At 67.4% G+C, this 11,176-nt stretch carries 13 protein-coding genes; 7 read left to right on the top strand and 6 right to left on the bottom strand.

Going from position 1 to position 11,176, the window contains the following annotated elements; translation table 11 throughout:
- Positions 1-9: 9 nt before the first annotated feature.
- A complete protein-coding gene (locus AC3WOE_RS01700; protein WP_025564077.1) occupies positions 10-678 on the bottom strand; it encodes a Crp/Fnr family transcriptional regulator in 669 nt (222 codons plus the stop codon).
- 164 nt (positions 679-842) lie between these two features.
- Here AC3WOE_RS01700 and trxB point away from each other — a divergent pair, with 164 nt between their 5' ends.
- The 3 genes from trxB (at position 843) to rpmG (ending at position 2,414) form a co-directional block, all read left to right on the top strand.
- Complete coding sequence (gene trxB, locus AC3WOE_RS01695) at positions 843-1,802, top strand: thioredoxin-disulfide reductase (RefSeq protein WP_492687768.1); 960 nt, start codon at positions 843-845, stop codon at positions 1,800-1,802.
- A 173-nt stretch (positions 1,803-1,975) separates the two neighbouring features.
- On the top strand, positions 1,976-2,209 hold the full coding sequence (rpmB, locus tag AC3WOE_RS01690) for a 50S ribosomal protein L28 (protein WP_056876784.1): 234 nt from the start codon (positions 1,976-1,978) through the stop codon (positions 2,207-2,209).
- A 34-nt stretch (positions 2,210-2,243) separates the two neighbouring features.
- Complete coding sequence (rpmG, locus tag AC3WOE_RS01685; RefSeq protein WP_025564431.1) at positions 2,244-2,414, top strand: 50S ribosomal protein L33; 171 nt, start codon at positions 2,244-2,246, stop codon at positions 2,412-2,414.
- A gap of 102 nt (positions 2,415-2,516) precedes the next feature.
- On the opposite strand, the gene AC3WOE_RS01680 is transcribed toward rpmG, so the two are convergent.
- The 3 genes from AC3WOE_RS01680 to AC3WOE_RS01670 all read right to left on the bottom strand — a co-directional run bounded on the left by AC3WOE_RS01680 (position 2,517) and on the right by AC3WOE_RS01670 (position 5,708).
- Positions 2,517-3,002, bottom strand: a complete 486-nt coding sequence (locus AC3WOE_RS01680) for a DUF3016 domain-containing protein (protein ID WP_492687767.1) — start codon at positions 3,000-3,002, stop codon at positions 2,517-2,519.
- Positions 3,003-3,103: 101 nt separating this feature from the next.
- Positions 3,104-4,315, bottom strand: coding sequence for a DesA family fatty acid desaturase (locus AC3WOE_RS01675; RefSeq protein WP_492687766.1), 1,212 nt, complete (start codon positions 4,313-4,315; stop codon positions 3,104-3,106).
- Between the two features lie 130 nt (positions 4,316-4,445).
- A complete protein-coding gene (locus AC3WOE_RS01670; protein WP_492687765.1) occupies positions 4,446-5,708 on the bottom strand; it encodes an RsmB/NOP family class I SAM-dependent RNA methyltransferase in 1,263 nt (420 codons plus the stop codon).
- A gap of 25 nt (positions 5,709-5,733) precedes the next feature.
- Here AC3WOE_RS01670 and AC3WOE_RS01665 point away from each other — a divergent pair, with 25 nt between their 5' ends.
- Complete coding sequence (locus AC3WOE_RS01665) at positions 5,734-6,381, top strand: DUF1345 domain-containing protein (RefSeq protein WP_492687764.1); 648 nt, start codon at positions 5,734-5,736, stop codon at positions 6,379-6,381.
- Here AC3WOE_RS01665 and purN read toward each other — a convergent pair.
- Positions 6,374-7,006: a phosphoribosylglycinamide formyltransferase gene (gene purN / locus AC3WOE_RS01660; RefSeq protein ID WP_492687763.1), complete on the bottom strand. Its 633-nt coding sequence runs from the start codon at positions 7,004-7,006 to the stop codon at positions 6,374-6,376. The two genes, AC3WOE_RS01665 and purN, sit on opposite strands and share 8 nt — an antisense overlap.
- A 37-nt stretch (positions 7,007-7,043) precedes the next feature.
- Between purN and trpS the strand changes: the two genes are divergently transcribed.
- From trpS to AC3WOE_RS01645, 3 genes are read left to right on the top strand one after another with little or no spacing between them, the layout of a single operon-like run.
- Positions 7,044-8,048: a tryptophan--tRNA ligase gene (trpS, locus tag AC3WOE_RS01655; RefSeq protein WP_492687762.1), complete on the top strand. Its 1,005-nt coding sequence runs from the start codon at positions 7,044-7,046 to the stop codon at positions 8,046-8,048.
- Positions 8,045-8,452: a DUF3717 domain-containing protein gene (locus AC3WOE_RS01650; protein ID WP_492687761.1), complete on the top strand. Its 408-nt coding sequence runs from the start codon at positions 8,045-8,047 to the stop codon at positions 8,450-8,452. The genes trpS and AC3WOE_RS01650 overlap by 4 nt, the downstream gene beginning before the upstream one ends.
- Positions 8,449-9,792, top strand: coding sequence for an MATE family efflux transporter (locus AC3WOE_RS01645; protein ID WP_492687760.1), 1,344 nt, complete (start codon positions 8,449-8,451; stop codon positions 9,790-9,792). Before AC3WOE_RS01650 ends, AC3WOE_RS01645 begins: the two co-directional genes overlap by 4 nt.
- Here the strand turns inward: AC3WOE_RS01645 and AC3WOE_RS01640 are convergent.
- Positions 9,789-11,171 (bottom strand): sensor histidine kinase, encoded by a 1,383-nt coding sequence (locus AC3WOE_RS01640; protein ID WP_492687759.1) that lies wholly within the window; start codon positions 11,169-11,171, stop codon positions 9,789-9,791. The two genes, AC3WOE_RS01645 and AC3WOE_RS01640, sit on opposite strands and share 4 nt — an antisense overlap.
- Positions 11,172-11,176: the final 5 nt, after the last annotated feature.

Here is an 11,176-nt window from a genome sequence, read left to right as displayed (position 1 = left end):
TTGTCGCCGTCAATCGTGGGTCAACCGTTCCTTGATGACCACCGAACCGTTCTCAAGCGTTTCGATGACGCCGCGCTCTTCCAGGTCCTTCATGACCCGGCTGACCATCTCGCGCGAAGCGCCGACGACCTTGGCCATGTCCTGGCGCGAGACCTTGCCGCGGATGAGCTTGATGCCCTTCTCGTCCTCGGCCATGTCCAGCAGGGTGCGGGCGACGCGGCCGTAGACGTCCAGCAGGGCCAGCGACTCGATCTGGCGGTCGGCGTTGCGCAGCCGCGCCACCAGGCCGCGCAGGATGCCGTAGGACAGGCTGCTGCTCTCGGGCAGGCAGCGCGCGAACTCCAGGCGGCCCAGCACCAGCATGTCGGTCTGGACCTCGGCACGCACGGTGGCCGAGTGCGGCTCGTTGTCGATCAGGCTCATCTCGCCGACGTAGTCGCCGGACTGCAGCACGGCCAGGATGACCTCGCGGCCGCGGTGGTCGGCCGTCAGCACGCGGGCGCGGCCGTTCAGCAGGATGAAGAGAGCGTTGGACTTGGTGCCCTGCTCGACGATCAGTTCACCGCGCTTGAAGCGGCGCTTGACGACGCTGTCGGCGATGGACTGAGCCTGATCGGTGGTCAGCATCGAGAACAACGGAACCCGGCGGATCAGGTCCAGGTTGGAAATCATCGCCATATGCAATCTCCAGGTTTGGGGCACCAGGCCGGCGGCAATAAATGCGCCTGCCTAAAATGGCGTGCATTTTGCACACGTGACAGCGCTTGCCTCAATGCTTGGTCTTGGGGTTTTCACCCCAAAGCCGGCTTGCAAGCCCGTTCGACGCCCTCATTTCCCCTGCCATGACCGCAACCACCCAACATCACGGCCTGCTCATCCTGGGCTCGGGCCCCGCCGGCTACACCGCCGCCATCTATGCCGCGCGCGCTAATCTCAAGCCTACGCTGATCACCGGCATGGCCCAGGGGGGTCAGCTCATGACCACGACCGAGGTCGACAACTGGCCGGCCGACGTGATGGGCGTGCAGGGCCCCGAACTGATGCAGCGTTTCCAGCAGCACGCCGAGCGCTTCCAGACCCAGATCGTCTTCGACCACATCAACGCCGTCGACTTCTCCAAGCGCCCCTTCACCTTGACCGGCGACAGCGGCACCTACACCTGCGACGCGCTGATCATCGCCACCGGCGCCTCGGCCAAATACCTGGGATTGGACTCCGAGCAGGCCTTCATGGGCCGCGGGGTCAGTGGTTGTGCAACCTGCGACGGTTTCTTTTACCGCGGCCAGGAAGTCTGCGTCGTCGGCGGTGGCAACACGGCCGTCGAGGAAGCCCTTTATCTGTCCAATATCGCCAGCACGGTCCATCTGATCCACCGCCGCGACAAGTTCCGCGCCGAGCCCATCCTGGTCGACAAGCTGCATGAGAAGGCCGCCGCTGGCAAGATCAAGCTGCATCTCTTCCAGCAGCTCGACGAAGTGCTGGGCGACGCCTCCGGCGTCACCGGCGTGCGCACGCACAACGTCAAGGACGACAGCAAGGCAGAGATCGCCGTGCACGGCTGCTTCATCGCCATCGGCCACCAGCCCAACACCGACATCTTCAAAGGCCAGCTGGAGATGAAGGACGGCTACATCATCACCAAGAGCGGCCTGAACGGCTTCGCCACCATGACCAGCGTGCCCGGCGTGTTTGCCGCCGGCGACGTGCAGGACCATGTCTACCGCCAGGCCATCACCAGCGCCGGCACGGGCTGCATGGCCGCGCTGGACGCCCAGCGCTTCCTGGAACAAGAGAACAGCTGACCCGGCCGTTTTGCCAGCTCCTAGGCTGGCAAGGGGTTTTCCGCTATACTCGCGGGCTTGCCTGCTGGATAGACCGCATCCAACGCTTTCAGCCGAGGATTTAGTAGGCATTTGCGGTCAAAGGGTTGCTCTCCCCGAGCAGCTGGTCAGAGAAGTCAAACCGGAGAAGCGTCATGGCACGCGTCTGTCAAGTCACGGGCAAGAAGCCCATGGTCGGGAACAACGTTTCCCACGCCAACAACAAAACCAAGCGTCGGTTCCTGCCGAACCTGCAATACCGCCGTTTCTGGGTGGAATCGGAAAACCGCTGGGTGCGCCTGCGCATCACGAACGCCGCTCTGCGTTTGATCGACAAGGTCGGCATCGACCAAGTCATCGCCGATCTGCGCGCCAAAGGCGAGCTCTGATCGTCGTTCACTGACTCACTAAAGGAATACGACCATGGCATCCAAAGGCGGCCGCGAGAAGATCAAGCTGGAGTCCACTGCGGGCACCGGCCACTTCTACACCACGAACAAGAACAAGAAGACCACGCCCGAAAAGCTCGAATTCATGAAGTTCGACCCCAAGGCGCGCAAGCACGTCCTGTACAAGGAAATCAAGCTGAAGTGATGCGCCGGGCGGCCCAGCCGCCCTGCTCTCCCAGCTAAACAAAACCCGCCAAGCGGCAACGCTGGCGGGTTTTGCTTTTGGGGGACACGGGGCCCCTGCCCCTCAATGGGTGGCGGCGACCTTGGTACCGAACTCCTGCTGCATCCAGCGGTCGAGCATGCGCTTCTCATAGCGCAGCGGATCGCTGCTGGAATAGCTGTTGAAGCCGTCCTGGTAGTTCATGTCGCGCAACTGGGCTTCGCCCTGCTGGACGACCTTGTCCCCGTCGCGCACCTCATAGTGGAAGGTCATGGCCGGGAGGGTGACGGTACGCATCACGCGCAGCCATTGCATGCGCCGGCCAAAGGGCTCGACCTCGCCGGCCAGGTCGACGTCCGTCACGTCGATGCGCACGTCGCGCCCCGGCAGGCGCTTCGCCGTTTGCTCGACCAGATAGGCCTCGATGTCCTTGAGGACCTCCATCTGCTTGAAGCCGTTGTTGTCCTTGATGTCGGTGAACTTCTCGGGGTTGACGAAATTCACCTTCACGTCGGCCTGTGCGGCGGCGGCCAGCGACAGCAGGCCCAAAGCGATCCAGCGGGTTTTCATGGCAAGCCTCCTAATCGAGTGACTGCGTGCGCCAAGTCTAGGCCAGCCAAGAAAAAAGGGCGCCCCGCGGGGCGCCCTTTACTTGGCGAAACGGTCGTCGCTCAGGCGTGCACGGCGCGCAGGCGCATCGAGAAGGCCTGCAGTTCGGCGATGCCGCTTTCCTCGGCGCGGCGGCACCAGGCCTGCAGATCAGCCACCAGCTGCTCGGCCGACACATTGGTGCGGGTCCACATCTGGCGCAGCTCTTCACGCATGGTCACCAGCTTGTCGATGACCGGGCTGGCGGCGCGGGCATTGGCCAGGTCGCCATGCACGGCAGCCGGAATACGCTCCTGGTCGCGATGCAGCCAGCGCTGGGCCTGCTTGAACTCGGCGAAGCGCGCGCTGTGCTTGCCACCCTCGGCCTTGATGCGGGCCAGTTCGGTGGCGCAGGCGGCCTTCAGGTCACGGGCATAGCTGGCCATGACTTCGTATCGGTTGGCGATCAGCGCCTCCAGCGTGCGGGCATCGGCCGGCTTGATCTCACCCAGGCTCAGCTTGGGCGCCGTCTTGCGGACCTTGGCCCAACCCAGCATCTCCAGGCCGCGGATGTACATCCAGCCGATGTCGAACTCATACGGCTTGACCGAGAACTTGGCCGACGTCGGGTAGGTGTGGTGGTTGTTGTGCAGCTCTTCGCCACCCACGATCAGCGTCCAGGGCGTCAGATTGGTCGACGCATCGGGCGCTTCGAAATTGCGGTAGCCCCAATAGTGGCCGATACCGTTGATGACACCGGCGGCCCAGAACGGAATCCAGGCCATCTGGATGGCCCAGATCGTGGCGCCGATCGCGCCGAAGAGCGCGACGTTGATGATCAGCATCAGAGACACGCCGAGCGCGCTGTGCTTGAGGTAGACGTTGCGCTCGATCCAGTCGTCCGGCGTGCCGCGGCTGTACTTGGCAATGGTCTCGGCGTTCTTGGCCTCGGCGCGGTAGAGCTCGGCGCCCTCGGCCATGACCTTCTTCAGGCCGCGGGTCTGCGGGCTGTGGGGGTCTTCCTCGGTTTCGCACTTGGCGTGGTGCTTGCGATGGATGGCGACCCACTCACGGGTCACCATGCCCGTCGTCATCCACAGCCAGAAGCGGAAGAAGTGGGACGGGATGGGGCCGAGATCCAGGGCCCGGTGAGCCTGGGCGCGATGCAGGAAGATGGTGACAGAAGCGATGGTGATGTGGGTCACAATCAGCGTGTAGATCACCAATTGCCAGACGCTGAGGCCCAGCAGGCCGGAGCCTACCCAGTCGATCAGCGCGTTCAGGATGTCGTTCATGCGTCCAGGACTCCGGCCGGAGCGGCCATGCAAAGGAATGTCAATTGTAGAGGACGGCCCCCAAATTCAAGGGGTCTGGCGCACCGCATTCAGGCGGCGGCGTGCAAATCGACGCGTTCTTTGACCCGGGTCAACCCTGTTTTTCCCAGGCGACCGCGAAAAAGCCGTCCGTGGCGTGTTCGTGAGGCCACAACCGGAGTGCGCCGTTTTCCACGAGTTCGCCGGCCCGCTCGACCTGGGCCTTGACCAGCGCCTCCTCCGCCGGCAGCGGCTTGAAGTCGGGATGGGCGGCGGCAAACTCGGCCGCAATCACCTCGTTCTCGGCGTCGAGCAGGCTGCAGGTGGCGTAGACCAGGCGGCCGCCGGGTTTGACCAGGCGGGCGGCGCTGGCCAGGATGGCGCGCTGCTTGGCCTGCAATTCCGCCACCGCCTGGGGCGATTGACGCCATTTCAGGTCGGGGTTGCGGCGCAGCGTGCCCAAGCCCGAACAGGGCGCATCCACCAGCACGCGGTCGATCTTGCCCGCCAGGCGCTTGATGCGCTCGTCGCGCTCATGAGCGATCTGGGCTGGGTAGACGTTGGACAGCCCGCTGCGGGCCAGGCGGGGCTTGAGCGCATCCAGCCGGTGGCCGGAGACGTCGAAGGCATAGAGGCGACCGGTATTGCGCATCGCGGCCCCCAAGGCCAGGGTCTTGCCGCCGGCACCAGCGCAGAAGTCCACCACCATCTCGCCGCGCTTGGGCGCCAGCAACAGGGCCAGCAGCTGGCTGCCCTCGTCCTGCACCTCGATGCTGCCGTTGGTGAAGAGCTCCAGCTTGTTCAGCGCCGGCTTGCCGGCTATGCGCAGGCCGATCGGCGAGTAGGGCGTGGGCGTCGCCTCGATACCCGCCGCCTTCAGCTGCGCCTGGGCTTCCTCGCGCTTGAGCTTGAGGGTGTTGACGCGCAGGTCCAGCGGCGCAGACTCGTTCATGGCACAGGCCAGCTTCCAGAACTCCACCTCGCCCAGGCGCGCGAGCAGGGGCTCGGCCAGCCAGTCGGGCATGTTGTGGCGCAGCTTGGGGGCCAGGCTTTGCGGGTCGATCGCACTGACCTGCTGCAGCCACTGCTTCTCGGTCGGGTTCAGTGCGCCCTGCAGGAAGGAGTCGCTGCCGCGCCAGGCCAGCATGGCGAGACGGCGCGGCATGGGGCCGCTGCCGCTCTGGGCCAGGTTCTGGAACTTCAGCCGCTCGCGCAGCAGCGCATAGACGGTTTCGGCCAGGCTGGCGCGCTCGCGCTGGCCGAGGTTCTTGTGTTGACGGAAGAAGGCCGAAACGGTGGCGTCGGCCGGCGCGTCGAGCTTGTTGACGGCGGCGATCAGCTCGGCGCACAGCTCCAGCAGGGCATTAGGATGCATCGCCGCATTATCCCAACCTCCCTGAATGAAGCTCTGGACCCAGTTGCGCCTGCGCCCCCGCCTGACGACGGCGATCCTCGTGGGCAGCGCGCTGGCCGCGGCTTGGCCCGGGATGATGAGCCTGCAGACACGACTGCTGATCGGCTGGAATCTCGTCGTCTGGATCTATCTGCCGCTGGCGCTGTGGATGATGCTGGGCCGCGCCGGCTCGGTGGACGTGCAAAGCCGCGCACAACGCCTGAACGAAGGCGTCGTGGCCATGTTGGCCCTGGCCGTGCTTTGCGCGCTGGCGAGTCTTGCCGCCATCACGCTGGAATTGCAGGCCGCCAAGCAGCAGCATGACCCGCGCTATGTGCTGCTCGCCCTGACGACGGTGGCCGGCTCCTGGCTGCTGCTGCCGGTGGAGTTCGGCATCGCCTACGCCAGCCGCTATCACAGCGGCGGCAAGGCCGGGCATGGGCTGGAGTTCCCGGGCGACAACGAAGGGCCGCCGGACTACGGCGACTTCCTCTATTTCTCGATCACGGTGGCGGCGACCTCGCAGACCTCGGACGTCTGCGTCAGCTCCCGCGCCATGCGCCGGCTGGTACTCGTCCAGGCCCTGCTCGCCTTTGTCTTCAACACCGGCGTGCTGGCCCTGTCGATCAATATCCTGGCCGGACTGATCAGTTGACGAGCAGCGCCTGGGCCGCGCCATCCCGGTGGCGCACCACCTCACCATCCCACACCAGCGCATCCTCGACAAACCAACGCACCGACTGCGGATAGATGCGGTGCTCGGCCGTCAGCACGCGGGCCGACAGCGCCTTGGCATCGTCGCCCGCCAGCACCGGCACGGCGGCCTGCATGACGATGGCACCGTGGTCCAGCTCGGCGGTGACGAAATGCACCGTCACGCCGGCGATCTTGCAGCCCATCGCGATCGCCCGCTCATGGGTGTGCAGTCCCGTGAAGGCCGGCAGCAGCGAGGGGTGGATATTGAGCATGCGGCGCGCATAGCGGGCCGTGAAACCCGGCGTCAGGATGCGCATGAAGCCGGCCAGCACGACCAGGTCGGGCGAGAAGCCGTCGATGACGCGGGCCAGTTCGGCGTCGAAGTCCTCGCGGCTGCCGTAGGCCTTGTGGTCGACGACGGCCGTGGCGATGCCGCGGTCCGCCGCGAATTGCAGCCCGCCGGCGTCGGGCCGGTTGCTGATGACGGCAGCCACCGTCGCCGGCCAGCCCTCGTTGGAACATGCCCTGACGATGGCCTCCATATTGGAGCCTCGTCCCGAAATCAGAATGACCAGTCGCTTCATGGGGCCGCAAGTTTAGGGGAGCGACAATCCGCGTCCCATGTCGACGACACCCACCCTCACCCGCCCGCGCGTGCTCTCCGGCATGCGCCCGACCGGCGCCCTGCACCTCGGCCACTACCACGGCGCCCTCAAGAACTGGGTGCGGCTGCAGGATACGCACGACTGCTTCTTCTTCGTCGCCGACTGGCATGCCCTGACCACCCAGCGTCCCAGCGGCGAGATGCTGACCCGCCACGTCTACGAGATGGTGACCGACTGGCTGGCCGCCGGCATCGACCCCGAGCGCTGCACCCTCTTCCTGCAAAGCCGCATGCCCGAGCATGCCGAGCTGTTCGCGCTGCTGGCGATGTGCACGCCCTCCTCCTGGCTCGCACGCATGCCCAGCTACAAGGACCAGGTCGCCGCCGATCCCGAGCTGGCCACCTATGGCTTCCTCGGCTATCCGCTGCTGCAGGCGGCCGACATCCTCATGTACAAGCCCGCCGGCGTGCCGGTGGGTGAAGACCAGGCCGCCCACGTCGAGGTGACCCGCGAAGTCGCGCGCCGCTTCAACCGCCTCTACGCCGAGGCCGCACCGGTCTTCGTCGAACCCCAGGCCCTGCTGACCGAGACCGCCCGCGTGCCCGGGCTCGATGGCCAGAAGATGAGCAAGAGCCTGGACAACGCCATCGCCATGCGCGACGAGCCCGAGGTCGTCACCACCAAGATCCGCACCATGCCGACCGACCCGCAGCGCGTGCGCCGCAGCGACGCCGGCGACCCGGCGCGCTGCCCCGTCTGGCCCCTGCACCAGATCTACAGCGACGAGGCCACCCGCGCCGCCTGCGAAACCGGCTGCAAGACCGCGGCCATCGGCTGCCTGGACTGCAAGCAGCCGCTGATCGAGTCCATCCAGAAGGAACAGGCCCCCTGGCGCGAACGCGCCGCGGCCCTGGACCCGCAGCAGGTGAAGTGGACGCTGGAAGTCGGCACCGAGCGCGCCCGCGCCGTCGCGCGCAAGACGCTGCGCGAGGTGCGCGCGGCGATGGGGCTGGTGGCTTGAGTTCTCCGATCCATGTCACCGACCTCGAGGCCGCCATCAACTGGTGGCGCGAGCGTTCGCCGTCGCCCGATGGCATCAGCGCCGCGCCCGAAGTGCGTGCCCTGGCCGAGGCCTATGCGCTGCTGGCGCTGAGCCGCGCGACCGACATCGACGCCGACAGCCTCAAGCCCAAGGCGCTGGAGGCCTGGCTGGCCTGGTACACGACGACGCCCGACTCGCCCTGCATCGCCATCTGCTCCACCGCCCAGGGCGACCCGGTCTGCAAGGGCTGTGGCCGCACCTTCGACGAGGTGCAGCACTGGCCGGCCCTCGATCCCTTCGAGAAGCGCATCGTCTGGCATCGCATCACGCAGGAAGGTACGGCCTGGCGCTTCAACCGCTACGCAGAGCGGGCCGCGCGATGACCCGCATCCGTTTCATCGACAGCGCCCGCCGCCTCGTACCGCTGGCCTGGCCCGTCCTCGTCGGCCAGATCGCCGTGATGATGTTCAGCACGGTCGACACGCTGATGATGGGCCGTGTCGGCCCGCAGGACCTGGCCGCCTTGGCGGTCGGTTCGGCGGCCTACGTCAGCATCTTCGTCGGCCTGATGGGCGTCGTCCTCGCCGTCGGGCCCATCGCCGGCCGGCAGTTCGGCGCGGATGACCTGCCCGGCTCCGGCCGCAGCTTCCTGCAGGCGCAGTGGCTGGCCGTGCTGCTGTGCGTGCCAGGCTGCCTGCTGCTCTGGTTCCCCGAACCCTTTGTCTGGCTGGCCCAGCTCGATGCCACCCAGGCCGGCAAGGTGCGGGCCTACACCCGTCCCGAAGCCTTCGCGTTGCCGGCCGGCCTGCTCTTCACGGCCTTCCGCGGCTTCTCGACGGCCGTCAGCCGGCCCAAGGCCGTCATGGCCATGCAGCTGACGGGTCTGGCCGCCAAGGTGCCGCTGAACGCGGTGCTGGTGTTCGGTTGGGGTCCCATCCCGGCCATGGGTGTGGGCGGCTGTGGCTGGGCGACCGCCATCGCGATGACGGCCCAGGCCCTGGCCGCCCTGGTGCTGATCCGGCGCGACGCCTTCTACCGGCCCTTCCAGATTCCCCATCTTTGGCAGACGCGCCCGGACTGGCGTGAACTCTTGGGCCTGGTGCGCCTGGGCCTGCCCATGGGGGGCTCCATCCTGGTCGAGGTGACGGGTTTCACCTTCATGGCCTTCTTCATCGCCAGGCTGGGCGCCACGCCGGTGGCCGGCCACCAGATCGCGGTCAATCTGGTCGCGATGATGTTCATGACGGCCCTGGCCCTGGCGACCGCGGCGGGCACGCTGGTGGCCCAGCACCTGGGCGCCGACCAGAAGCGCGAAGCACGCATCGTGGGCCGCCACGCGATGACGCTGGCCGCCCTGGTGGCGGCCGGGCTCGGCGCCATCGTCGCGCTGGCACGCAAGCCCATCGTCGAGCTCTACACCGACAACCCCGAAGCCGCGGCGGCCGCCCTGCCCCTGCTGGTCTGGGTGTGGTTCTTCCACCTCGGCGACGCGCTGCAGACGGTGGCCGCCTATGTGCTGCGCGCCTACCAGGTCGCGACGCTGCCGATGATCATCTACGTCGTCGCGCTGTGGGGCCTGGGCATTGGCGGAGGCTACTTCCTGGCCTTCGGGCGCGATGGCGCCGGCGCCGTGGGCTTCTGGCAGGCCGCCACCGCCGGCTTGATGATGGCCGCGCTGATGCTGAGCCTCTTGCTGAAGCGCGTCTTCGACGAGAACCGTTAGGCCTTCGCCGTCGGCAGGAACAGCACGAAACGGCTGCCGCCGCCGTCGCGAGCCTGGCAGCGCACGCTGCCGCCGTGGCGCTCGGCGATCTGCTTGACCAGACTCAGGCCCAGGCCAACGCCACCGGCCATCTCGGCATGGCCGGGCAGGCGATAGAAGGGCTCGAAGATGCGCTCGCGCAGATCGGCCGGCACGCCGGGGCCGCGGTCGGCCACGACGAATTCATAGCCCCCCGCCACCGGCCGCAGGGCCAGCTCCACCTCGGGACCACCATAGCGGCGCGCGTTGTCGAGCAGGTTGCGCAGGGCGCGGCGCAGCAGGCGTTCCTGGCCTTGGATGCGCGCGGCATCGGTCTCCGGCTCGAAGGCCGCTTCGGCGCGGGCGGCCTCTTCGGCGCCCAGGGCCAGCAGTTCGACGGCATGGGTCTCGCCGACCGCGCTGCCCGCCTCCAGGCGGCTGGCCAGCAGCACTTCCTCGACGAGGGCATCCAGCTCGGCGATGTTGACGTCGATCTCGTGGGCCAGACGCTGGCGCTGGGCCGGCGCGGCGTCGTCCAGCATCGCAAAGGCCATCTTGAGCCGCGCCAGCGGCGAGCGCAGTTCGTGGCTGGCGTTGGCCAGCAGGGTCTGGTGGGAGCGCAGCAGGGTCTCGATGCGGTCGGCCGCCTGGTTGAAGCTGGTGGCCAGGGCCGCGACCTCGTCGCGACCGCCGTCGTCGACGCGATGGCCGAGATGGCCGGCACCGAACTTCTCGACGCCCCGCTTCAAGGCCTCCAGCCGGCGCGTCAGCCGGCGCACGACGGGATAGGCCCCGACCGCGACGCCGATGAAGAGCAAAACCAGCACGACGGCCAGCGTGGACACTGCCGGCGCACCCGGCGACACCGGACGGTGCAGCCAGGGGCCGGTCCAGGGACCTTCGTCCAGGCGCGGCGGGCGAGCGGCACCCGGGCCAGCGGGCGCGGAACTGCCGGAGGCGCCGACCTGGGGGTTGGGCGGCCGCACGGAACGCACCATCTCCAAGCTGCGGCCGTCGCCCAGGTTGGCGCTGACGATGATGGCGCCGGCATCATCGGCACGGCGCACGAACATCTGCGTCGTCGCGATGCGCTTGCCGTCGGCGTCTTCCAGCGCGATGGGCATGCGCAGGCGCAAGCCCCAGTCCGCGAAGGCCGCGGCCTGTTCCTCGCGGGGTGCCGTGGCCGGCGGCAGGGCGAGCTTGAGCAGCGCCGCCATCGCGTTCAGCCTCTCGCCGGCCGCCGACTCGACGTTGCCGCGCTCCTGCTCGATGTGGCGCTGGAACAGCCAGGCGGAGCCGAAGGCGAATGCCAGCAGCAGCGCGACCAGCGTCAGGTAGATGCGGACGTAGAGTGACTTCAAGCCAG

The organism is Roseateles sp. FW305-36, from assembly GCF_058787015.1.
The sequence above is the reverse complement of the archived record's forward strand: the minus strand, read 5'-3'. Positions and strand labels throughout refer to the sequence as shown.

What these genes read in the sequence shown, in the direction of transcription:
- trxB (WP_492687768.1), top strand. Translation starts at nt 843, where the DNA reads ATGACCGCAACCACCCAACATCACGGCCTGCTCATCCTGGGCTCGGGC.
- trpS (WP_492687762.1), top strand. Translation starts at nt 7,044, where the DNA reads ATGTCGACGACACCCACCCTCACCCGCCCGCGCGTGCTCTCCGGCATG.
- AC3WOE_RS01675 (WP_492687766.1), bottom strand. Translation starts at nt 4,315, where the DNA reads ATGAACGACATCCTGAACGCGCTGATCGACTGGGTAGGCTCCGGCCTG.
- rpmG (WP_025564431.1), top strand. Translation starts at nt 2,244, where the DNA reads ATGGCATCCAAAGGCGGCCGCGAGAAGATCAAGCTGGAGTCCACTGCG.
- rpmB (WP_056876784.1), top strand. Translation starts at nt 1,976, where the DNA reads ATGGCACGCGTCTGTCAAGTCACGGGCAAGAAGCCCATGGTCGGGAAC.
- AC3WOE_RS01665 (WP_492687764.1), top strand. Translation starts at nt 5,734, where the DNA reads ATGAAGCTCTGGACCCAGTTGCGCCTGCGCCCCCGCCTGACGACGGCG.
- AC3WOE_RS01700 (WP_025564077.1), bottom strand. Translation starts at nt 678, where the DNA reads ATGGCGATGATTTCCAACCTGGACCTGATCCGCCGGGTTCCGTTGTTC.
- AC3WOE_RS01670 (WP_492687765.1), bottom strand. Translation starts at nt 5,708, where the DNA reads ATGCATCCTAATGCCCTGCTGGAGCTGTGCGCCGAGCTGATCGCCGCC.
- AC3WOE_RS01645 (WP_492687760.1), top strand. Translation starts at nt 8,449, where the DNA reads ATGACCCGCATCCGTTTCATCGACAGCGCCCGCCGCCTCGTACCGCTG.
- AC3WOE_RS01680 (WP_492687767.1), bottom strand. Translation starts at nt 3,002, where the DNA reads ATGAAAACCCGCTGGATCGCTTTGGGCCTGCTGTCGCTGGCCGCCGCC.
- purN (WP_492687763.1), bottom strand. Translation starts at nt 7,006, where the DNA reads ATGAAGCGACTGGTCATTCTGATTTCGGGACGAGGCTCCAATATGGAG.